Source organism: Enterobacter adelaidei (assembly GCF_041937165.1).
GTDB lineage: Bacteria > Pseudomonadota > Gammaproteobacteria > Enterobacterales > Enterobacteriaceae > Enterobacter > Enterobacter adelaidei.
This window is the reverse complement of the sequence record NZ_CP154353.1, coordinates 2,085,340-2,105,981: the sequence shown is the minus strand read 5'-3', so window position 1 is coordinate 2,105,981 and position 20,642 is coordinate 2,085,340. Positions and strand designations below refer to the sequence as shown.

At 54.1% G+C, this 20,642-nt stretch carries 20 protein-coding genes; 9 read left to right on the top strand and 11 right to left on the bottom strand.

What is annotated here, in order from left to right; genetic code table 11:
• The first annotated feature begins 18 nt into the window (after positions 1-18).
• The gene (locus AAHF05_RS10320) at positions 19-1,125 is read left to right on the top strand and encodes a GGDEF domain-containing protein (RefSeq protein WP_129324822.1); all 1,107 of its coding nucleotides are present in this window, start codon (positions 19-21) and stop codon (positions 1,123-1,125) included.
• A 39-nt stretch (positions 1,126-1,164) separates the two neighbouring features.
• On the opposite strand, the gene AAHF05_RS10315 is transcribed toward AAHF05_RS10320, so the two are convergent.
• Entirely contained in the window at positions 1,165-2,664 is a 1,500-nt protein-coding gene (locus AAHF05_RS10315; RefSeq protein ID WP_049006774.1) for an aldehyde dehydrogenase family protein, read from the bottom strand.
• A gap of 241 nt (positions 2,665-2,905) precedes the next feature.
• On the opposite strand from AAHF05_RS10315, the gene feaR reads away from it, so the two are divergent.
• A complete protein-coding gene (gene feaR, locus AAHF05_RS10310; protein WP_028017555.1) occupies positions 2,906-3,814 on the top strand; it encodes a transcriptional regulator FeaR in 909 nt (302 codons plus the stop codon).
• Here feaR and AAHF05_RS10305 read toward each other — a convergent pair whose 3' ends face one another.
• The 3 genes from AAHF05_RS10305 to AAHF05_RS10295 are packed head-to-tail and all read right to left on the bottom strand — an operon-like array spanning position 3,815 to position 6,967.
• A complete protein-coding gene (locus AAHF05_RS10305; protein WP_028017556.1) occupies positions 3,815-4,132 on the bottom strand; it encodes a YdbL family protein in 318 nt (105 codons plus the stop codon).
• Positions 4,133-4,139: 7 nt separating this feature from the next.
• On the bottom strand, positions 4,140-4,331 hold the full coding sequence (locus tag AAHF05_RS10300) for a YnbE family lipoprotein (protein WP_028017557.1): 192 nt from the start codon (positions 4,329-4,331) through the stop codon (positions 4,140-4,142).
• Positions 4,328-6,967 (bottom strand): YdbH family protein, encoded by a 2,640-nt coding sequence (locus AAHF05_RS10295; protein ID WP_129324823.1) that lies wholly within the window; start codon positions 6,965-6,967, stop codon positions 4,328-4,330. Before AAHF05_RS10295 ends, AAHF05_RS10300 begins: the two co-directional genes overlap by 4 nt.
• A 210-nt stretch (positions 6,968-7,177) precedes the next feature.
• Here AAHF05_RS10295 and AAHF05_RS10290 point away from each other — a divergent pair, with 210 nt between their 5' ends.
• Positions 7,178-8,167 carry a 2-hydroxyacid dehydrogenase gene (locus AAHF05_RS10290; protein ID WP_028017559.1) on the top strand — a complete coding sequence of 330 codons (990 nt, stop codon included), beginning with the start codon at positions 7,178-7,180 and terminating at the stop codon, positions 8,165-8,167.
• A 19-nt stretch (positions 8,168-8,186) separates the two neighbouring features.
• Here AAHF05_RS10290 and AAHF05_RS10285 read toward each other — a convergent pair whose 3' ends face one another.
• The gene (locus tag AAHF05_RS10285; protein ID WP_129324824.1) at positions 8,187-9,395 is read right to left on the bottom strand and encodes an MFS transporter; all 1,209 of its coding nucleotides are present in this window, start codon (positions 9,393-9,395) and stop codon (positions 8,187-8,189) included.
• Positions 9,396-9,844: 449 nt separating this feature from the next.
• On the opposite strand from AAHF05_RS10285, the gene AAHF05_RS10280 reads away from it, so the two are divergent.
• Positions 9,845-10,519: an MgtC family protein gene (locus AAHF05_RS10280; RefSeq protein ID WP_371128440.1), complete on the top strand. Its 675-nt coding sequence runs from the start codon at positions 9,845-9,847 to the stop codon at positions 10,517-10,519.
• Between the two features lie 264 nt (positions 10,520-10,783).
• Complete coding sequence (locus tag AAHF05_RS10275; RefSeq protein WP_049006765.1) at positions 10,784-11,002, top strand: cold shock domain-containing protein; 219 nt, start codon at positions 10,784-10,786, stop codon at positions 11,000-11,002.
• 90 nt (positions 11,003-11,092) lie between these two features.
• Here the strand turns inward: AAHF05_RS10275 and AAHF05_RS10270 are convergent, their stop codons facing one another.
• Positions 11,093-11,257 carry a YnfU family zinc-binding protein gene (locus AAHF05_RS10270; RefSeq protein ID WP_218064858.1) on the bottom strand — a complete coding sequence of 55 codons (165 nt, stop codon included), beginning with the start codon at positions 11,255-11,257 and terminating at the stop codon, positions 11,093-11,095.
• Positions 11,258-11,405: 148 nt separating this feature from the next.
• Between AAHF05_RS10270 and AAHF05_RS10265 the strand changes: the two genes are divergently transcribed.
• The gene (locus AAHF05_RS10265) at positions 11,406-11,633 is read left to right on the top strand and encodes a hypothetical protein (protein ID WP_129324825.1); all 228 of its coding nucleotides are present in this window, start codon (positions 11,406-11,408) and stop codon (positions 11,631-11,633) included.
• Between the two features lie 159 nt (positions 11,634-11,792).
• On the opposite strand, the gene dcp is transcribed toward AAHF05_RS10265, so the two are convergent.
• The gene (gene dcp / locus AAHF05_RS10260; protein ID WP_129324826.1) at positions 11,793-13,826 is read right to left on the bottom strand and encodes a peptidyl-dipeptidase Dcp; all 2,034 of its coding nucleotides are present in this window, start codon (positions 13,824-13,826) and stop codon (positions 11,793-11,795) included.
• A gap of 142 nt (positions 13,827-13,968) precedes the next feature.
• On the opposite strand from dcp, the gene ydfG reads away from it, so the two are divergent.
• Positions 13,969-14,715, top strand: a complete 747-nt coding sequence (gene ydfG / locus AAHF05_RS10255) for a bifunctional NADP-dependent 3-hydroxy acid dehydrogenase/3-hydroxypropionate dehydrogenase YdfG (protein WP_129324827.1) — start codon at positions 13,969-13,971, stop codon at positions 14,713-14,715.
• Between the two features lie 91 nt (positions 14,716-14,806).
• Entirely contained in the window at positions 14,807-15,493 is a 687-nt protein-coding gene (locus AAHF05_RS10250) for a GntR family transcriptional regulator (protein ID WP_028017566.1), read from the top strand.
• Between the two features lie 35 nt (positions 15,494-15,528).
• Here the strand turns inward: AAHF05_RS10250 and AAHF05_RS10245 are convergent, their stop codons facing one another.
• The gene (locus AAHF05_RS10245; RefSeq protein ID WP_028017567.1) at positions 15,529-15,960 is read right to left on the bottom strand and encodes a universal stress protein; all 432 of its coding nucleotides are present in this window, start codon (positions 15,958-15,960) and stop codon (positions 15,529-15,531) included.
• 286 nt (positions 15,961-16,246) lie between these two features.
• Here AAHF05_RS10245 and ydfZ point away from each other — a divergent pair, with 286 nt between their 5' ends.
• Positions 16,247-16,450 (top strand): putative selenium delivery protein YdfZ, encoded by a 204-nt coding sequence (gene ydfZ / locus AAHF05_RS10240; protein ID WP_014831738.1) that lies wholly within the window; start codon positions 16,247-16,249, stop codon positions 16,448-16,450.
• A 43-nt stretch (positions 16,451-16,493) separates the two neighbouring features.
• On the opposite strand, the gene AAHF05_RS10235 is transcribed toward ydfZ, so the two are convergent.
• The 3 genes from AAHF05_RS10235 to AAHF05_RS10225 form a co-directional block, all read right to left on the bottom strand.
• Positions 16,494-17,957, bottom strand: coding sequence for a mannitol dehydrogenase family protein (locus AAHF05_RS10235; protein WP_129324828.1), 1,464 nt, complete (start codon positions 17,955-17,957; stop codon positions 16,494-16,496).
• Positions 17,958-18,179: 222 nt separating this feature from the next.
• Positions 18,180-19,547: an MFS transporter gene (locus AAHF05_RS10230; RefSeq protein WP_028017569.1), complete on the bottom strand. Its 1,368-nt coding sequence runs from the start codon at positions 19,545-19,547 to the stop codon at positions 18,180-18,182.
• A 73-nt stretch (positions 19,548-19,620) separates the two neighbouring features.
• Positions 19,621-20,640, bottom strand: a complete 1,020-nt coding sequence (locus tag AAHF05_RS10225; protein ID WP_129324829.1) for a Zn-dependent oxidoreductase — start codon at positions 20,638-20,640, stop codon at positions 19,621-19,623.
• Between the last annotated feature and the right edge of the window lie 2 nt (positions 20,641-20,642).

The following is a 20,642-nucleotide window of genomic DNA, read 5'->3' as shown; positions in this document are numbered from 1 at the left end:
GACGGGTAAACAACCTTTATGGAAAAAAGACGCAATACACCACCCGAGCTAGCCACCTGGCCCACCCGAAAATCCATGGTGCACCATGGCCTGGCGATGAATCTACCGTGGCTGGCTTTCGTGAACGTGAGCTTTGCGCTGATGCTCCTGCTGCGCAACGTCTTGTTCGGTAACATCGACAGCCAGGTCGGTGCAACGAAATACCTAACGATGATGGTCGATACCTCAATGCTGGGGGTCATTATCCTTTCAACTGCGCTGATGGTTATGGCCTGGCGACGTATCGTCGGGATCAGTGTCGTGCTGTTTATCTGCAGCCTGCTGTGGTCATTGTGTAGTTATTTGTTGATCACGGTTGTTCAGCTTCCTCACGCCTGGCCAATCTTCGTGATTCTGTTGCTCGCGGGAATGACCGCGCTCTATTTTCACCCGTCGGGGCTGCTCTCTTTTGTCCTGCCGCTCTGGATCGCCCTGCCGTCTGCAAGCATCGCCCTGAACCAGAGCGTTAACCTGCACTTTGCCGTGATCTGGGTGGTATTCACCCTGATCCTGATTTGCGGGCGCTTTATCCTCCTGAACTGGTTCGAAGAAGCCTGGCGACGTAACCAGCAGAATCAGCGACTCATTCTGCGGCTGGATGCGCTGGCGCATCTGGATGCGTTAACCCAGACGGCAAACCGCCGGGCCATGGAAACCGTGCTGGAAAACGCGGTTGATCAGAAAAAAGCCTTCTCGCTGATTATGCTGGATGTCGACTATTTCAAACTTTACAACGACACTTATGGCCACCAGGCGGGTGACGACTGCCTGGCGCAGGTAGCGCAGGTGCTGAAAAAGTCAGTACGTACACCTCACGACGTTGTTTCTCGCTACGGTGGTGAAGAGTTTGTAGTGATCCTGTTTGACTGCCCGGAGAACATGGCAGAACAGGTTGCTATACGCATTCAGGAGGGGTTGTATTCAGCCGCGATACCGCACAGTGGCTCGAAGGTTAGCGGGGTTGTCACCGCCAGCATGGGGATTGCGGGAATGGAGGACGGTCTGGCTGGCCCCGAGATCATCGCCCGGGCTGACGCGGCGCTGTATCGGGCGAAAGAGGCCGGGCGGGATCGGTGGTCCCGTTAATAAAGCCGGGTGAGGCGTAGCCGCCACCCGGCTTGTTTTTTAATACCGCACGCACACCGACTTCGTTTCGCACCAGCCGTCCAGCCAGTCCGGGCCAAAGTCACGTCCGGTGCCAGACTGTTTCATCCCGCCGAACGGCAGGTTAGCGTCGATCAGCGTATGGCTGTTTACCCAGACGGTACCCGCCTGCAGCCTGTCGGTATATTCCAGCGCCTTGCTGATATTCTGCGTCCAGACGCTGGCCGTCAGGCCATACTCGGTGTCGTTTGCCAGCTGGAGCGCCTCTTCACCATCGGCCACTCGCACCAGGTTGACCACCGGGCCAAATACCTCTTCACGAGTAAGCCTCAGCGCGGCATCCGGGTTCACCACCAGCGTTGGTGAAACGTAATAGCCTTTGCCTTCCGGGCCACGGTTACCGGCGATCAGTTCCGCATGACGGGACTTCGCTTCATCGAGGAAAGTCTGCACCTTGTCGCAATGCGCACGCGAAACCAGCGGGTTAATAAAGGCTTCCGGCGACATGCCCGGCCCGACGCTCAGCGATTTCACCGCCTGTTCAAACCCGCTGACCAGCGTGTCGAACAGCGGCGCTTCGATATAGATGCGGGAGCTTGCCGCACAGACCTGTCCCTGATTCAGGAAGCTGCCGGTCATCAGGCCTTCAATCACCCAGGCAGGATCGGCATCTTTCAACACGATGGCCGGGTTTTTCCCGCCCAGTTCCAGGGTCACCCCGGTTAACGTGTCCGCCGCCGTGCGGGCAATTTGCTTACCCGTTGCCGTTGAACCGGTAAAACTCACTTTCGCAATGTGCGGATGCGAGGTCAACGCTGCGCCACACACCGCGCCGCTCCCGGTCACCACGTTGAACACCCCGTCCGGGATGCCCGCTTCACTGGCCAGCTCCGCCACGCGCAGCATGGTCAGCGGCGTGGTTTCTGACGGTTTAATCACAATGGAACAGCCCGCGGCCAGCGCAGGCATCACTTTCCACATCCCGATCATTAGTGGGAAGTTCCAGGGTACAATTCCGGCCACCACGCCAACCGGCTCTTTGCGCGTCCACGCCTGGTAGCGGGCCCCCTGTGGCAATGGGATAGAGAGATCCAGCGTTTTGCCAGCGATCTTCGTGGTCAACCCGGCGGTATAGCGCATCCAGTTCAGGGTGCAGCCAACTTCAAAAGCGCGGGAAATGTTAATGGATTTACCCTGCTCCAGCGTTTCAAGCTGAGCCAGCTCCTCACTGTGCTGCTCAACCAGATCGGCAAAATGGAGCAAGATCCGCTCGCGTTCAGCCGGTAATTTTCCGGCCCAGCTGCGGGCAACAAACGCGCGCCAGCCGGACATCACGGCACGGTCAACATCGTCAACGCTGGCATCGGCAGTCGAGGCAATCACCTCGCCCGTGGCCGGGTTGTAGACATTCAGCCGTTTTTCACTGTCTGATGCGGCCTGACGCCCTTCGATCCACAGGCCATGATGTCGGTCTAGAAACTGCTGCACAGCAGGTTGGATTGCCACCAGTGATTCAGACATAGGGTACTCCTTCGTTATTATTCGTCGGGTGTTGATCCAGTCTAAGAGGGGTTTCGCATTCTCGCTTTTGTCTGTGTGACATTCGCTTTGCCACCTGTGACAGGCTCCGCAAATCGTGATAATTCCGCCTTATATCACTGTTCCCGGTGAGTGTTCTTTCCTATATTCAGCCTCATAGCTCTGACAAAATGCAACACAAATGCAACAATGCGAAAACGTTGACGGCGCAGTGAGAGAAACGATGGCGTGTGCAAGCGAGCAGGAACAGTATCAGCAGTGGCTGGCGCAAATTAACCAGGTTTGCGGGCGCTTTAACGCGCGTCCTCTGGAGGGAAAATTCTTCGGCGAACTGGAAACCAGCTACGCGCGCAGCCTGAAGCTCAGTACCGTTACCGCAGGCGGCGTGAATCTGTTCCGCTCCCGTCAGGAGATCGCTCAGAGTAATGATGCCTGGTTCTATACCGTGTTCCAGCTTGAAGGCAGCGCAGAAATTGAGCAGGATGACCGGCGCTCTGTGCTTAAAACCGGTGATATCACGCTGCTTGACGCATCCCGCCCCTGCTCAATCAACTGGCAGGAAAAATCCCGTCAGATTTCGCTGCTGGTACCCCGTCAGATCATTGAGCAGCAGTGTCGGTTTCAGGAGATCAACTGCGCGCTCACCCTTTCCCGTTCGTTGCCAACGGTACAGCTGAGTCATCGTCTGTTAATGGACAGTATGAACAATGCCGATCTGAGTGACCGGGAGAGTGAAGCCGCGCTCGAAGCGATGGTCTGCCTGCTGCGCCCCGCTTTCCAGCAGCGCGAGTTGATTCAGCCGCGTAAGGAACGCCAGTTCCAGCACGTGGTGGCACTGATCGACGATCATATTCAGTCTGAATCTCTGCGTCCGGAATGGATTGCCGCCGAGAGCGGTATGTCCGTGCGCAGCCTCTACCGCATGTTTGCCGAGAAAGGGCTGGTGGTGGCGCAGTACATTAAAAACCGTCGTCTGGATCTGTGCGCGCAGGTGTTGCGTTCTACCAGTGATGACGAAAAGCTGGCGGGGATTGGCTACAGCTGGGGATTTACCGACCATAGCCATTTTTCCACGGCGTTTAAGCAGCGTTTTGGCGTCTCGCCAGGTGAATACCGCAAGCGCTACCGCTAACTATTTTTTCAGCCATTTTCCGTTAATGCCCTTCACATACTCGCCGGGTTGAGCACGGGCAACCAATTTTTGTCCCGCCATTTTCGCCACTTCATCGACCGGTAAATTATTGCTGTCAGCCAGCTTCTGGTAGTTTTCCGTGCGCGCCGCATTGATACGGTTAACCAGCGCCAGCGTTTCCGCATCCTGTTGGATCGGGGCAAGATACCCGCTCAGGGTTTCTCCTACACGCCCCTGCGCCCGGGCATCATTTAAGGTGAGCGCGGCCGCCTGCACGTTCATCCCCAGTGCCAGTAAAATCAGAGCTAATCGTTTCATGGCGTCCTCAGAACAGATCGCTGCGCGATTTCAGCAGAGTTTCAACGTCTTTATCGACCTTAATGTGGATCTCATGTTCGATTTTGACATTCATATTGATGGTAATCGGCTCTTTCGGTGCCGCGACTTCAATGCGCGGCGTACAGCCAGACAGTAGCGCGACAACGGCAACGGTGAGTACACCAGCCATCTTTTTCATTGTTGTTCCTCACTTTCCTTGCCAGTCGAACTGCGGGGACCGGGTATCGCCGCGTGTTGCTCAAACCAGGTTTGCAGGTTGTCTCCAAAACGCAGGCTGCGCCAGAGGGTAAAGACATTCTCGTCATGGGTATAGTTCAGGTTGACGGTGCTGCTTTTGCCATCGACACGGCTGGTCCCCTTGATGGTGGCCTGCATGGTTAATTGCCCCAGGTTATCTAAATTGATTCTCGTCCACGAACGCGAAATTTCCATATAGCGGAGCCAGTTAATCGCGGCACCCGCGACCATATTATCGTTCACAATGGCGTCTGCAGTATCTTTGTCGATACGCAGCGTCATGGGCCCGGGGTTGCTCAGCCAGCCATCTTTGATGATCCATTTTTCATTGTCCAGCCAGAACGGTAGCGCCCCGCTGACCGGCCCCGACATGGCAAACTGTTTCGGATTGACGGCGCTAATCAGCTCGCTGGAAGATATATTGTCTACGCGCAGCAAGGCCGGATCGTGTTGCGGCATTCTCAGCTGCTGCATGGTGATTTTCCCGCCGAGGGTTTCCACCTTCACGTTGGTGAGCAGGAGCGGGTTTTCCTCGGTCCATGGGTAGTCCCCCTGGAGGTCCGCCGTAATATTTCGCGCGGTCACCAGGTTTTCCACTTCATCTATGCGCAACGTTACCGGGCCTCGCGTGCCCAGGGACCAGGTCCCTTCGCTGAAGCGGAACGGCAGCACAAAATCGACGCCGTTGACCTGGTTATCAGGCATCCAGGCGCTGCCGGATTTCAGCACGCCGTGCCCACCGGCTTCAAAGCCCTGATCGGCCGCCGCCGAGAAGGCGACCTGCGCATAGAGTTCCCCGTCACGCAGCGTCATTTTCCAGTCCGGTGGTATCAGCGGCTGAAATACGGTAAGCGACTGTTTCGGCCACCAGGCCTGCCCGCGAAGACGTTCCCCATCCCATCGACCATTTACCTGTACCGGGCCAATTTTGTCTGCATGGAGGTCGCCCTTGAACTGGAAAATCGTTGGGTCTGTTCCGTCGACGCTAAAGGTCAGTACTGAGGGCGGTAACACGCTCCCGCCGGAGAAGCGGGTTTGTCCCGCATTGAGCGCCAGCGCGCCGCTGAAGGTGGGTTTTTCGGGGTCACGGAACCAGCGCACCGGTTGATCCAGCACCAGACGTGGCTTGCTAACTTCCATCGTACCGTACTGAAGTTTGTCAAAACCGGTGGAGAGCGCAGTTAGCTCAATGAGATTGTCACGCCATTCGCCTTTCCCGGCGACATCCCAGCGCGCATTCATCGGCGTAAAGCCCCCTTTTCCCCAGTAGCGCCACTGCCACAGACCATTGTCGGGTAAAAAGTCGTTGGCCTGGCCGTCCAGGTGGAGCTCAAAATCGCCCATTTCGTTTTCATGGGCCCGCAGAATGGCCTGCAAACGGCCATCTACACCCTTTTGCGTGAGCTTGACGCCCGCCAGTGGCCAGCGAATTTCATCAATATTGAGGGAGTTAATAATGCGTCCGCGTGAACGAAGCAGCGCCCCCGGCTCAAAGGAAAGCTGAGGTTCATACAGGCTTCCGGTCAGTTTTGCCGGCAGTCTGGCGTAGAGAATAAGGTCGTTTTGTTTCACCTCACCGCTCAGATACAGCGGCATGTCGCTGTTTTCCATACTGAGCCTGCCCGGCCCAAGGTTCAGAACTGCGTTGCCTTTCCCTGCATCACCTCGGGTAAGCACATTGAGACGTCCGGACAAGGTTGCTTTCTCCAGTCCCTGCTGCCAGTTGTCGACTCGCAGGCCAACTCGCCCGCTCAGCGGCATACCGGAGAGGTCCCAGTTCCAGCGTCCGTCACTGATATTCAGCTGTTCTGCCGTGATCTGCCACGGGAGGTCGAGCAGCGGGTCGGGGTTATCGCGCGCCATCACCACCAGTTGTCCCTGATTTTCCTCCCAGTCCAGATCGGCATCGACCAATGAGGTGAGCTGTGGCACGTTAAAGGTCGCGACCGCGTGGCCTTTAACCGGTACCCCATCGGGAACCAGCGGCAGAGTGAACTCGCCCACCAGTTTTATGGGCTGAGGCCGGTCGGGAAGCTGTACATCGAACTGGCTGACGGAGAGCAACTGTCCACGAAGTTTCCCTTTAATGCTGACCTGCTCGCCTTTATAGGTAATCTCCTGGCTGGCTGGCGTCAGCGAGGCATAAAGCTCGCCCTGCCATTGTTGCCAGGGCGAGAGCGTCAGGCGATGAACGGTAAGCCAGGTCTTCGGTAAAACCGCCTGCCACTGTGCCAGCGTTTTGGGCGCAACCGTTGAGGGTGCAGACTGAGGGATTTTGCTTAAACACGCGGAATTAAGCTCAAGCGCACCGATATCCAGTTTCCAGCGACTGGGACGTGACAGCGTCACGTTATCGACCCGGGCAATCTCACAGTCTTCAACCAGATAGCGAACATCGGGAATGACCAGTGCGTGACGGGTGATTTTGGGGCTTTGTTCAAAGGCGATACGTGTCCCGACGGGCAGCCAGATACCGGCAAGCGTTGGGACCCACTGGGCGAGCGTCATCAGCAGCGTCAGCGGCAAGAGGATGAACAGCAGTAAAAGCGCAATTGCGGCTTTGTATTTACCCTTCATGGGCAGTTAATATCCTGATTTAGCGAAAGAATTAAGCCGACATTGCCGATCATTGTCGCATGTTTAGCCAGTCAGTTGAAGGGAATGCCATTTTTAAGGATAGATGCTCTAGAATAATTGATAGAACTTATTGAATTCAATAATATTTCAAAAATTGTAAGATAATTTTAATCATGCTAACGTGAATGCAAAATCACTGGAGAAAGTCTTATGAAACTCGCGGTATATAGCACAAAGCAGTACGACAAAAAGTATCTGCAACATGTTAACGAGGCTTACGGGTTTGAGCTTGAATTTTTCGACTTTCTGCTGTCCGAAAAAACCGCCAAAACGGCGCACGGCTGCGAAGGCGTCTGCATTTTTGTGAACGATGACGGCAGTCGTCCGGTACTGGAAGAGTTGAAAAAACAGGGGGTGAAATACATCGCCCTGCGCTGCGCGGGTTTTAACAACGTTGACCTCGACGCGGCGAAAGAGCTGGGCCTGAAGGTGGTTCGCGTGCCGGCGTACTCCCCGGAAGCGGTCGCGGAACATGCGATTGGCATGATGATGTCGCTCAACCGTCGTATTCACCGCGCTTATCAGCGCACCCGTGATGCTAACTTCTCGCTGGAAGGACTGACCGGCTTTACCATGTACGGCAAAACCGCCGGCGTGATCGGCACCGGTAAAATTGGCGTCGCCGCCCTGCGCATTCTGAAAGGCTTCGGCATGCGTCTGCTGGCATTTGATCCCTACCCAAGCGCTGCGGCGCTGGAACTGGGCGTCGAATACGTCGACCTGCCAACCCTGTTCTCACAGTCTGACGTGATCTCCCTGCACTGCCCGCTGACGCCGGAAAACTACCACCTGCTGAACCAGGCGGCATTTGACCAGATGAAAGATGGCGTGATGATCATCAACACCAGCCGCGGTGGGTTGGTTGACTCTCAGGCCGCCATCGAAGCGCTGAAAACGCAGAAGATTGGCGCGCTGGGGATGGACGTGTATGAAAACGAGCGCGATCTGTTCTTTGAAGACAAGTCTAATGATGTGATCCAGGACGATGTGTTCCGCCGCCTGTCTGCCTGTCATAACGTGCTGTTTACCGGACACCAGGCGTTTCTGACTGCCGAAGCGCTGATCAGCATTTCGGAAACCACGCTGGGGAATCTACTGCAGTTGGAAAAGGGCGAAGCGTGCCCTAACGAACTGGCATAAGCCTAGCGCCGGGTGGCGGCTATGCCCCACCCGGCGAACTGTCAGTTTCCCATGTCCGATGAGCACAGCGCCACCACAGCAGGACGGCCACCAGGGCAATCGCGCTCAGTACGCTGAACGCCGTCGCAAAAGAGTAATGACCGGCGATCGTACCGGTTAACGCCGGACTCATGGATGCCCCAATCCCCTGCATCAGCATCACCACGCTTTGCCCGGCATTGACGTGCCCGCTTCCGCGCAGCAGCACCACAATAAACGACGGTACCACGACACCCAGGATCCCGGCGGCCAGTCCGTCGAGGATTTGTACCGGTATCATCATTAACGGCGCGTCCGTAGATGCCGCCAGCGCCGCGCGCACCGGCATAACCAGCAGCGCCAGCATAATTAAGCGCCAGTAGCCGTAGCGTTCTATGCGGTGTGCGACCCAGATGGCAACGGGGATCATCACGGCCTGTGAGATGATGACGGTACCCGCCGCATACAAACCGGGGTTAATCGAGGCAGGTGCCGCTGCAACTCTCATGCTCAGCATCGGCAGCAGCGCGGCGTTTGCCAGGTGGAACAGCAGCAGCGTCAGCCCGGTCACAAACAGCGCACGGTTTTTCATCAGCACCGCAAAGCCGGGAACCGGCAGGCTCGCCTGAGATGACAGTCCGCGCGCGGCGTTGTTGTCGATATCGCCGTGGCGAATGGCAAGCAGCGCGCAGAGCGTGAGCAGCGTCGTGCAGGTCATCAGCAGGAAAATCCCGCCCACGCCCCAGTACCAGGCAATGCCGCCTGCAATCAGTGCAGTGACAAAGTTGCCGCCGTGATTGAACGCCTCATTTCTGCCCATCTGCGCACTGAACCCGCCCTGGCCGGTCAGCCCCAGCGTTATACCGGCGATCAGCGGCCCCACAAATGCCGCACTGATACCGCTGACAATTTGCGAAACAGCGACAACGCTGCTCTGCTGGCTAAACCAGAGCAGGAGCGTACTAAGGGTGATGAGCAGGCACACCAGCGCCAGCACGGATCGCTTGCTGCGTGAGGTGTCGGTGATAAATCCCGCCGGCAGCGTGGCCAATAATCCCGCCAGACCACCGGCCGTCATCAGTATGCCGATATCATCAGGGGACCAGTGACGTTCAGTCAGAAAAATACCGAGAAAAGGACCAAGACCATCGCGGACATCCGCAATGAAAAAACTGGTCAGGCACAACGCCCGCAGTGAACGAAGAGACATACTGTCTGCCTTAGCATGTTACAGCCTGTTATAAATACAATCGAGTATACCGGGTATTGTTGAAAATCAGGTGACATCTTTAAAAACTTTTTCCCGAACTTAAACAATTCATAACGAACGTTGTTTTTTTGCTTTACTCATTATAAAGCCTTATTATACTGGCGATAAATTTACACAGGAGTCCTTCGGTGGAAAGTCACCTTATATATGATACGAAGGTAAGCTAGTGCGATTTCACGCTGCTTACCTGAACGGTGGGCAGCAATCATCTCAACGCGATTGCATCCCGACACTTTAAGAACCGCTATAATTGTGGGTAATCGCTATGTTTCTGTTTACACATTCACTCTTCCCGCCGCCGTCGCGCTGAAAATACGTAGTGTTTAAATGGCGTCATATAGTGCTTTAGCACTGACGTTTATTATTGAATAACGTAAACAGGCGACAGGATGATGTTCCCATATATCTCTCATCTGCTCGCAGCAATGCTGCTGGGCGCAATTATTGGCGCAGAAAGACAATGGCGCCAGCGGATGGCCGGGCTTCGTACCAATGCACTGGTTGCTACAGGCGCGGCAGTATTTATTTTAAGTTCCGTCTCCACTTCTCCTGATAGCCCGGGGCGCATCGCAGCACAGATCGTCTCCGGAATAGGTTTCCTCGGCGCAGGCGTGATTATGCGTGAGGGAATGAATATTCGGGGTCTGAATACCGCGGCAACGCTGTGGTGTTCGGCCGGAATTGGTGTGCTATGCGGATTAGGTCAATTCTGGAATGCCGCGATGGCCAGCGTAATTATTCTCTGTGCCAACATATTGCTTCGCGAAGCCGCGCAGCGGATTAATCAACTCCCCGCGCTTCACGAAGGCGAAAAATGTTATGTTCTGAAAGTGACCTGCAATGATGAGCATGAAGATGCCGTGCGGCAGAATGTTGTCAAAATGGCTCAGGAGCTGACGTTAAGTCTGAAAGCCATTTATTCAACGGCAGCGAAAACAGAAGGAACCACCGAAATTCGGGCTGAAGTGATTACCCGGGAGGAATACCGAAAATTACTCGATTTGATTATGGGTAATATGGGTGGTAATAAAATTATCGCTTCCGTAAGCTGTCATGCAATATGAACATAAGCCGGGCCCTGTGCCCGGTTACGCGACCACTCAGCAAGCCCACGCGCCCAGACGGCTAAAATAAAATTTGCTAATTAATCCAGTCCGTGTATTAATGATCTCGTTGGTTCGATGCAATACTGAATGTAACATTTTACTAAGCAGTCCTCATAACCAGGCGCTATCGCTGATACCCCCTCCTTTTGAGTCCATACGTATACAACTTATACGTTCTCTATCATAACGTTACTACTTTAAAAGCATTCAAATGGAGTATATATGTCGTCAAAAATTTTAGGTCTGGTTAAGTGGTTTAACGAAGATAAAGGCTTTGGTTTTATCTCCCCGCTTGATGGCAGTAAAGATGTTTTTGTCCACTTTTCCGCCCTTGAGGGGGACAGTTTCAACACGCTTTTTGAAGGTCAAAAAGTCGAGTTTGCTATCATTAGCGGCAGTAAAGGCCCTGCGGCAGGCAACGTAACGCTGTGCGATAAATAATATCACCACGGACCCGCGATAACGATGACGGTTTTCCTGAGTAGACGGGTCCTTAGCATTGCTTTTTAATTGTCTGGCGAAATTATTTTTTTAAAATCGTTGAGAGGACTTAAAAAGAGTATTGCAATATGGGCAAACAAGCTGTGCGCCCTTTTGTACGCGATTATAGCTGTGCTCTGAATCTTTCGAGCAGTTTGGGCAGGGACATTTGACTAAATGATTTCGACGAAATTGCGTATTTTTACGTCCAGACATAGGCTTCTCCTGATTAAATGGACTGCCACAGTACACGTTAAGTCAGGATATTGCTTGCTTTAATTTTCGAAAAAGTTAAAGCAATGAATAAATCAGTCTCTTTGGACGGCATCAGCTTAAAAAATCACGAATGATTACAGGGTGATATATGAAAAAGGTGATAGTGTTCTTTAATGGTAAGCCGAGCAAAGTTATGACCGTGCTTAAGGGCATTACATCCATACGTGAAGAATACCCGAATGGCGAAGAGGTTAATCTTCAGATAATGTCTGCTGGTTTTCCGTCTTTAACAGGCGATCATGATGTTATCTATGTTGCCTCGGATCGGGAACTTACCTCTCAGGAAATACTCGCTGCAGCACAAAAATATTTGTGATGTATCGGGTTCGCAATTAATTTTTTGAATTAAGATTAGAATAACAATTATGCATCATCATTAGCGCCTGCTTAACGCAGGCTTTTTTTATGACCATTTGTCCTCAACGGTGAGCGGGTCAAGCGGGCGCTAACCCTGGATGACCCGCCAACTATGGCATTACGCGCTCAATCCGCGATTCTCCAGCATCGGTTCAATCTTTGGATCGTGCCCGCGCCAGTTACGATACAGTTCCGCTAAATCTGTACTATTCCCACGGGATAAAATCGCCTCACGGAATTTTTGCCCGTTTTCACGGGTTAAACCGCCCTGCTCGACAAACCACTGATAGCCATCGTCCGCCAGCATTTGCGTCCACAGGTAAGCGTAATACCCCGCCGCGTAACCGCCACCAAAGATATGAGCAAAGTAGCTGCTGCGATAACGCGGCGGTACGGCGGGCAGATCCAGCCCCTCTTTTTTCAGGGCGGCGGCTTCAAACGCCTCGACACTTTCAACAGGCTCACGAATACTGTGCCAGTTCATGTCCAGCAGCGCGGCACTGAGTGTCTCCGTCATGTCATAGCCTTTGTTAAACTGAGTCGCACTCAGCATGCTTCTCCGCAGCGCTTCCGGCATCGGTTCACCGGTTTCAAAGTGACGGGCGTAATGGGCAAATACCTGAGGATGGCTGGCCCAGTGTTCGTTTATTTGCGACGGAAACTCAACGAAATCACGTGGGGTATTGGTCCCCGCGAGCGTGGCGTAGCGCTGGCTGGCAAACAGCCCGTGTAGCGTATGGCCGAACTCGTGGAACAGGGTAATCACGTCATCCCAGGAGAGTAGCGCCGGGCGTCCATTACCCGGTTTCTGATAGTTACAGACGTTGTAGATAACCGGACGGGTGGCAAATTCATAGGATTGCACGACAAAACTGTCCATCCACGCCCCACCTTGCTTGGAGTCACGGGCAAAGAAGTCACCGTAGAACAGTGCCATACCAACACCCGTGTGGTCGAAAATTTCCCATACGCGAACGTCAGGGTGGTAAAGCGGAATATCGAAACGCTCCACAAAGCGGATGCCAAACAGCTGGCTGGCCGTCCAGAATACGCCATCGTGCAGTACGTTATTGAGCGCAAAATACGGCCTGATTTGCGACTCATCGAGGGCATATTTTGCCTGACGTACGCGCTCCGCATAGAAGGCCCAGTCCCAGGCCTGCACGGTGAAACCACCCTGTTCGTCATCAATGACATTCTGAATATCGGCCTGCTCGCGTTCCGCGCGGGTACGTGCGGCAGGCACAATGCCACGCATAAATTCCAGCGCGGCGGCCGGGGTTTTCGCCATCTGGTCAGCGATGCTCCAGCTGGCGAAGTCCTCATAACCCAGCAATCGGGCCTGCCGGGCACGTAGCGCCGTAAGACGGAGGATCAGCGCGCGGGTGTCGTTTTCATCCCCTTTCTGAGTACGCGTCCAGCCTGCGTTAAACAGATTTTCGCGCGTCTGACGATTGCGTAGCGCCGAAAGCGCGGGTTGCTGGGTGGTGTTCAGGAGCGGGATCAACCAGCGATCGTTAAGCTCTCTCTCGGTGGCAGCCTGTGCGGCATCAGCGATTTCGTCAGCGCTAAGCCCATCAAGCTGGTGTGCGTAATCCACCACCAGCCCGCCAGCCTTATCAGCAGCCAGCAGACGCTGATTAAACTGGCTGGTCAGAGAGGCCGCCTCGGTATTAAGCGCCTTCAGCTCGGTTTTTTCTGTCTCATTCAGACGTGCGCCGGCCAGAATAAACCGCTGATATGTCTCCTCAACCAACCGACGGGATTCAGCGTCCAGCGCGGCACGGTCCTGCCAGACGCTCTCCACGCGTGCGAAAAGCGTGTCGTTTAGCCAGATATCGTTCGCCAGCGCGGCAAGTTCGGTAGAGAACTGCTCTTCCAGTTCCTGCAGGTACGCATTGGTGTGTGCGGAGGTCATGGCGAAGAAAACGCTGTTGACGCGCGTGAGCATGGCGCCGCTTTTCTCCAGCGCCAGTACGGTGTTGGTGAAGTCTGGCGCAGTGGTCTGAGAGACAATGGCGTCAATATCCGCCCGCTTCTGGCGAAGCGCTTCATCGAAAGCCGGGCGATAGTGGCTATCGTTGATTTCATCAAAATGAGGTGCCTGGTAAGGTAAAAGGCTGATTTCAAAAAAGGGATTCGTGGCCGTCATCTTTTGCTCCTGAGTACGGGTATCCTCCCAGATTAGGCCAGGCCGCCATCCCCTGCAATGCTGCCATACAAATGTTGCCTTAACGCACCCTCGGCGACCGTGCTATGTTAGTACAACACAAAAAGCGTTGAGGAACAGTGAGATGATTATTTTAGTTACCGGGGCGACAGCGGGTTTTGGTGAAAGCATCACGCGTCGCTTCGTCGCCAACGGACACAAGGTGATTGCAACGGGCCGTCGTCAGGAGCGCCTGCAGGAGCTGAAAGACGAACTGGGTGACAGCATCCTGACCGCGCAACTGGATGTGCGTAACCGCGCGGCCATTGAAGAGATGATTACTAACCTGCCTGCCGAATGGCGTGCCATTGATGTGCTGGTCAACAATGCCGGTCTGGCGCTGGGCATGGAGCCTGCCCACAAAGCCAGCGTTGAAGACTGGGAAAACATGATCGACACCAACAACAAAGGGCTGGTCTATATGACCCGCGCGGTGCTGCCGGGCATGGTCGAGCGCAACCGCGGCCACATTATCAATATTGGTTCCACCGCCGGGAGCTGGCCATATGCGGGCGGCAACGTCTATGGCGCGACCAAAGCGTTTGTGCGCCAGTTCAGCCTGAACCTGCGTACCGACCTGCACGGTACGGCCATTCGCGTCACCGATATCGAACCGGGTCTGGTTGGCGGGACTGAATTCTCCAACGTGCGTTTCAAAGGCGATGACGCGAAAGCGGGTAAAACCTACGAAAACGCTAACGCGCTAACGCCGGAAGATGTCACTGAAACGGTGTGGTGGGTGGCGACGCTGCCGAAACACGTCAACATCAACACCGTAGAAATGATGCCGGTCAGCCAGAGTTTTGCCGGACTTAACGTCCATCGTGGCTAACTGAGCCCTTCCCGGCCTGCGGGCCGGGTCTGTTTCGGGTTATAAAAGAATGGTAGTATGTTCAGGCTAACTCTCTGAGAAATGACAACTCATGGCCGCTGAATCGCAACTCAATCCCACCCAGCCAGTAAACCAGCAAATCTATCGCATTTTGCGACGTGATATTGTCCATTGCCTGATCCCACCTGGTACACCGCTTTCTGAAAAAGAGGTGTCCGTGCGTTTTGACGTTTCCCGTCAGCCGGTGCGCGAAGCGTTTATTAAGCTCGCAGAAAACGGTCTGATTCAGATCCGCCCGCAGCGCGGCAGCTATGTGAACAAAATTTCACTCTCTCAGGTGCGCAACGGCTGTTTTGTTCGCCAGGCGATTGAATGTGCCGTCGCACGCCGTGCTGCAACGCTTATCAACGACAACCAGTGTTATCTGCTGGAGCAAAATCTGCACCAGCAGCGTATTGCGATAGACCGTAAACAGCTCAATGATTTCTTCCTGCTGGATGACGAATTCCACCAGAAACTGGCGCAGATTGCCGATTGCCAGCTGGCCTGGGACACCATCGAGAACATTAAGGCCACCATCGACCGCGTGCGCTACATGAGCCTCGATCACGTCTCCCCGCCGGAAATGCTGCTCCGCCAGCATCATGATATTTTCAGTGCGCTTGAAAAACGCGATGCAGACGGTGTGGAAAAAGCGATGACACTGCATTTGCAGGAAATTAGTGAATCTGTGCAGCTTATTCGCCAGGAAAATAGCGAGTGGTTCAGCGAAGAGTAACATTTGCCGCACCCCTTACGGATGCGGTGAAGAAATTAACGAACGACTAATACCGGAATAGTGGCGTAGCGCAGAATAGATTCCGCATTTGAACCAAGCAGATGAGTGGTGATGCCCGGGTTTTTCGACCCGATGACGATCACATCATATTCCCCCTCCTTGCTCAGCTTGATAATTTCATCGCGGACATTGCCAAAACGAACCATGCCGTGAATATTCTCAGGGGAGATATCGAACAGTCTCTTTAACTCGTTCATTTTCTTCCCGGATTCAGCGGTCATATACTCTTCAAACTTTTTAATATCAGCGTTAAACCCGCGCAGCAGTGAGCGACTGCTGGCCGGAAGAATGTTGACCAGGGTAATCGACGCACCCTCAGCCTTTGCCAGGTTGGCCGCATGGCGTACCGCTTTATCGCTTAACTCCATTTCAAACACATCAACAGGCATCAAAATCTTCTTATACATAAGCCTGACTCCTTATTCCGATGAAGGGTTATTTCCTGCCTCCAGAATGGCATCACAAATATAAACCAACCCTCAACGCTTCCCTATCGAAACTATCAGCTTATGAAAATAACGGTCTGCTTTGTAAATTGCTGTCGTGAACCGTCAGCACTCGATGCAATAAACAAAAAAGTGTGAGTTTGATCAAAAACAAAAACATGAAGCGCGGACAGGCGTATTTATATGCCCCGTGAACGGCAAACCTGAATTAGCGCCGTAACGGATAAGTTAGAGAGGAGAATATACCATGATGACATACGACCGTAACCGTAATGCAATTACCACTGGCAGCCGCGTCATGATAAACGGCACAGGCCATACCGGGGTCATTAAAGCGATCCATAGCGACGGTCTTGATGCCGCGCAAGTGCGTCGTAGCAAAACGGTGGAAGTGGAAGGATGCGAAGGTAAGTTCGAACCGATTGAACTGATTCGCCTGGGTATGCACTAAATTGTACCCGTACATGCCGCCGCGAACGGCGGCATGAGATGAATTATCGTTGCGCGGCGTACTGTGCCACCGTGGCTTTTGCTCCCTTCTGTAGCAACGTCTGATACGCGCTCATCACCGCATCCACAAAGCTAGCCTCTTCAGGTAACTCTCTGCCAAAAATAGCCTCGATGCCAAGCAGGGCTTTCACACGGCTTTCCCCCTCGGTACTTCCCTTCACTGCCGCCTGAATCACGGCCAGTTGCGGATCGCTCACCTCAATGGTATTACCCTGTTCATCCACACCGCCAACATAGCGCATCCAGCCAGCCACACCCAATGCCAGTAGCGGGAACGGCTTTTGATGCACCAGATGCCAGCGCACAGAATCCAGCATACGCTGCGGGAGCTTCTGGCTACCGTCCATCGCAATTTGCCAGGTTCGATGACGCAGGGCCGGGTTACTGTAGCGAGCAATCAGCAGATCGGCATAATGACCTAAATCGACGCCTTTCACTTTTAAGGTTGGCGCCTGCTCGTTGAGCATCAGCTTATGCGCGGCGAGGCGGTAATTTTCATCCTGCATACAGTCGTTGATATGCTGGTAACCCGCCAGATAACCAAGATAGGCAAGGAATGAATGACTGCCATTGAGCATACGCAGCTTCATCTCTTCAAACGGAATAACGTCTGACACCAGCTCGGCCCCGGCTTTTTCCCATTCAGGACGCCCGGCAACAAAGTTATCTTCGATCACCCACTGGCGGAACGGTTCGCAGGCCACTGCCGCCGGGTCGCGCACGCCAGTCAGTTGTTCGATTTTATTCAGCGTGTCTGCCGTTACTGCAGGCACGATGCGGTCCACCATCGTTGACGGGAAGGTGACACTGGATTCAATCCAGTCCGCCAGCTCACCATCGACAGCGCGAGCATAAGCACAGGTGACATTGCGCATCACATGGCCGTTCTCCGGCATGTTGTCACAGGACATCACGCTGAAAGCAGGCAAACCCGCAGCTTTACGGCGCGCCAGGGCTTCAACCACTACCCCGGGTGCGGATGTCGGGTGATGGGGGTTTTGCAGGTCGGCAGCAATTAACGGATGATCGAACATCAGTTGTCCGGTCGCGGGTGAGTGACAATACCCTTTCTCGGTGATCGTCAGCGAGACAATTGCCACCTGCGGTTCACACATCGCGGCCAGCACGGTCTCCAGCCCGTCAACCTGCGCATGGAGTGCTTTTTTGACCACTCCGACCACGCGAGATGTCCATGCATCGGCAGACATCTCCGCCACGGTATAGAGGTTATCCTGCGCGTTGAGATCGGCAATCTGCTGCTCGCCGCCAATCAGGTTTACTTCACAATAACCCCAGTTGCTGCCGTGTTCCGCTGCGAGAATGTCGGCATAAACCGCCTGATGCGCACGGTGAAATGCGCCGAAGCCAAGATGAACAATGCGTGCCTTCAGGTCGTCGCGAGTGTACTGAGGAAGCGTGGCTTTCGCCTGTAATAACCGGTTTTCCATGATTAAGACTCGTTAAGTAGAACGCTGTGAACCACTGCCGCTCATTGACCAGAGCGGCAGTGCCTGCTGACTACACCAACTAGAATGGCAGTTGGGGTAAAAAAATAACTGCCATTAACCATACTGATACTTCAGTTTGAAATTTTGATTTATATTAACTTTTGTTCATGTGGTGTGACACACGCTGAAAGTTGTGTGACAAATTACTCAAGTTATAAACCATCAGCGCCGTGAGGAGACGGCTCCGAAGCTTACGGACTCTTCTGGCGCGACTTCCGCTGCATCTTGCGCCGCGCTCAGATCACGGTCACGCACTTCCGGCATCAGGAATGCAGAAACCAGCCCAATCACGGAATAGGCCACCAGCATGGCGACAATCGGCCACCAGGAGCCGGTCATATTGCAGAAGATCCCGGCCAGCACAGGGCCAAACCCGACCGCCACCAGACCACCCGCCTCTTTTGAAATGGCCATACGGGTAAAGCGATTACGCGAACCAAACATCTCCGCCATGGTGATGTTTTCCAGCGCAAACAGCCCCAGAACGGCAAAATTATGGATAACGATGATCGAGAGCATAATCACGCCCGGCGCATAACTTTTATCAACGATGATCGACAGCATCGGGTACGCCAGAATAATGGCGGAGATATTCAGGATAATGTACGGCAGACGACGACCTACTTTATCCGACAGCCAACCTAACAGTGGGATGGTGATAAACCCGAGAATCGAACTGATCATCAGCGCATCAGTGGGAATCGCTTTATTAAACAGCAACGTCTGGACCAGATACCCGGCAAGGAACGTCTGAATCAGACCTGAGTTACCCGCCTGACCAAAACGCAAACCTGTTGCCAGCCAGAAGGATTTGCTCTTAAACATGGCACCTAAAGATGTATCGGGAACCACGGTCTCTGTATCGCTGACTTTCTCAAATACCGGGCTCTCTTTGAGATTCATCCGCAGCCAGATGGCGAAGATCATCACCACCACACTGGCAAGGAACGGTACGCGCCAGCCCCATGCGAGCAGCTGTTCACGATCGAGGGCAAAGAACATCACTGCCCAGATAGCCGTTGCGCTCAGCGTCCCGCAGTTGGTCCCCATCGCCACCAGCGAGGAGATTATGCCGCGTTTCCCTTTCGGGGCATATTCTGCCAGCATGGTCCCGGCTCCGGAGATCTCTGCCCCGGCGCCCAACCCCTGAATAATGCGCAGCGTCACTAACAGAACAGGTGCAAAAATCCCGATTTGCGCATAGGTTGGCAGGACACCGATGAGGGTGGTACAGATCCCCATCATCGTGATGGTGATGAACAACACTTTTTTACGGCCGATGCTGTCCCCCATTCTGCCAAAGATAAAGGCCCCGACGATGCGCGCAATATAGCCTGCACCGTAGGTTCCCATCGCCAGGATCAGCGCCATCGCAGCAGACTGTTCCGGGAAGAAGATCTCATGGAAGACCAGGGCGGCCCCAAGCGAGTAGAGCTGGAAATCCATAAACTCCAGAGCGGTGCCCAGCCAGCCAGAAACGGCGGCTTTCACCAGATCGGAGGTCGTTCTTTGAGGTTGTATTTGCGTCATAATGGCTATCTCTGAAAGGTAAGATGCGTACCACATAGAGCCTGTCTGCGCAGGCTCTTAACCGCGTGAATTATTATTTGTCGAACGTCAGCAAGACCTTGCAGCATTGCCGCTGATCTTTTTCAAACAGTTCGATGGCGTCTGTTACGTGGTGATAGTCAAAGGTGTGCGTAATCAATTTTTCAGGGTCGATAAGCCCCTTTTCCAGCCAGTCAATGACGACCGGGAATTTGTTGGCGTTCAGGCGTGAAGAGAAAATCGTCAGCTCTTTACCGGTGATGCCCTGCTGGGCAATCTGGCTTGGTTCGCTTGAGAAGCCCATCAGCACGATGCGCGCCGCCGGAGAGGCCAGCGTAATGGCCTCCTGCAAAATCGACGGATGACAGGCGGCATCAATGATTAACGTCGGTTTGATGCCTTTTTCGTCTAGCGCGGCCTGCAACGACTGCTCTCCGTTATTCAACACCCAGTCCGCGCCGCTGCGCTGGGCCATTTTCAGGCGTTCATCGATGCGGTCAACCACGATAACCTGCTTCACCTTGTAGACACCCTTCAGCGCCTGAACGGTGACCAGCCCCATCGGTCCTGCGCCGTATATCAGCGCAACGTCCTGCTCGGTGGGGTTGGCCTGCCCCGTCACGTTGGCGGCAATGGTGAAGGGTTCAACCATGACGGCGTGTTTATCCGGGATCGCGTCCGGGATAGGCCAGGCATTTTTAGCGGGCACTGCCGCATAGTCGCTGAATCCGCCGTCACGGTGAACCCCCAGCACCACCAGCGAGGTGCAGACGTTCGGTTTTCCGACGGAACACGGATAGCAGTGCCCGCAGCTGATCACCGGGTCAACCGAGACGCGCTGGCCCAGACGCGAACTGTCGACGCCCTCGCCCACTGCATCAATGACGCCAAAAAACTCATGGCCAATCACACGCGGATACTTCGCAAACGGGTTATGCCCCCGGTAAATATGGCTGTCTGAGCCACAAATCCCGGCCAGTTTAATGCTGACACGCACTTCTCCGGCTGCAGGTTCCGGGCGTGGACGCTCTTCAATCACCAGTTGGTTCGGCTGCTGAATCACTATGCTTTTCATCG

Excerpts from the sequence above, each read along its gene's own strand:
- AAHF05_RS10250 (WP_028017566.1), top strand. The coding sequence starts at position 14,807 with ATGGCCGCTGAATCGCAACTCAATCCCACCCAGCCAGTAAACCAGCAA.
- ydfG (WP_129324827.1), top strand. The coding sequence starts at position 13,969 with ATGATTATTTTAGTTACCGGGGCGACAGCGGGTTTTGGTGAAAGCATC.
- AAHF05_RS10305 (WP_028017556.1), bottom strand. The coding sequence starts at position 4,132 with ATGAAACGATTAGCTCTGATTTTACTGGCACTGGGGATGAACGTGCAG.
- ydfZ (WP_014831738.1), top strand. The coding sequence starts at position 16,247 with ATGATGACATACGACCGTAACCGTAATGCAATTACCACTGGCAGCCGC.
- AAHF05_RS10315 (WP_049006774.1), bottom strand. The coding sequence starts at position 2,664 with ATGTCTGAATCACTGGTGGCAATCCAACCTGCTGTGCAGCAGTTTCTA.
- AAHF05_RS10285 (WP_129324824.1), bottom strand. The coding sequence starts at position 9,395 with ATGTCTCTTCGTTCACTGCGGGCGTTGTGCCTGACCAGTTTTTTCATT.
- AAHF05_RS10295 (WP_129324823.1), bottom strand. The coding sequence starts at position 6,967 with ATGAAGGGTAAATACAAAGCCGCAATTGCGCTTTTACTGCTGTTCATC.
- AAHF05_RS10320 (WP_129324822.1), top strand. The coding sequence starts at position 19 with ATGGAAAAAAGACGCAATACACCACCCGAGCTAGCCACCTGGCCCACC.
- AAHF05_RS10290 (WP_028017559.1), top strand. The coding sequence starts at position 7,178 with ATGAAACTCGCGGTATATAGCACAAAGCAGTACGACAAAAAGTATCTG.
- feaR (WP_028017555.1), top strand. The coding sequence starts at position 2,906 with ATGGCGTGTGCAAGCGAGCAGGAACAGTATCAGCAGTGGCTGGCGCAA.
- AAHF05_RS10280 (WP_371128440.1), top strand. The coding sequence starts at position 9,845 with ATGATGTTCCCATATATCTCTCATCTGCTCGCAGCAATGCTGCTGGGC.
- AAHF05_RS10230 (WP_028017569.1), bottom strand. The coding sequence starts at position 19,547 with ATGACGCAAATACAACCTCAAAGAACGACCTCCGATCTGGTGAAAGCC.
- AAHF05_RS10245 (WP_028017567.1), bottom strand. The coding sequence starts at position 15,960 with ATGTATAAGAAGATTTTGATGCCTGTTGATGTGTTTGAAATGGAGTTA.
- AAHF05_RS10300 (WP_028017557.1), bottom strand. The coding sequence starts at position 4,331 with ATGAAAAAGATGGCTGGTGTACTCACCGTTGCCGTTGTCGCGCTACTG.
- AAHF05_RS10270 (WP_218064858.1), bottom strand. The coding sequence starts at position 11,257 with ATGTCTGGACGTAAAAATACGCAATTTCGTCGAAATCATTTAGTCAAA.
- AAHF05_RS10265 (WP_129324825.1), top strand. The coding sequence starts at position 11,406 with ATGAAAAAGGTGATAGTGTTCTTTAATGGTAAGCCGAGCAAAGTTATG.
- AAHF05_RS10235 (WP_129324828.1), bottom strand. The coding sequence starts at position 17,957 with ATGGAAAACCGGTTATTACAGGCGAAAGCCACGCTTCCTCAGTACACT.
- AAHF05_RS10225 (WP_129324829.1), bottom strand. The coding sequence starts at position 20,640 with ATGAAAAGCATAGTGATTCAGCAGCCGAACCAACTGGTGATTGAAGAG.
- AAHF05_RS10275 (WP_049006765.1), top strand. The coding sequence starts at position 10,784 with ATGTCGTCAAAAATTTTAGGTCTGGTTAAGTGGTTTAACGAAGATAAA.
- dcp (WP_129324826.1), bottom strand. The coding sequence starts at position 13,826 with ATGACGGCCACGAATCCCTTTTTTGAAATCAGCCTTTTACCTTACCAG.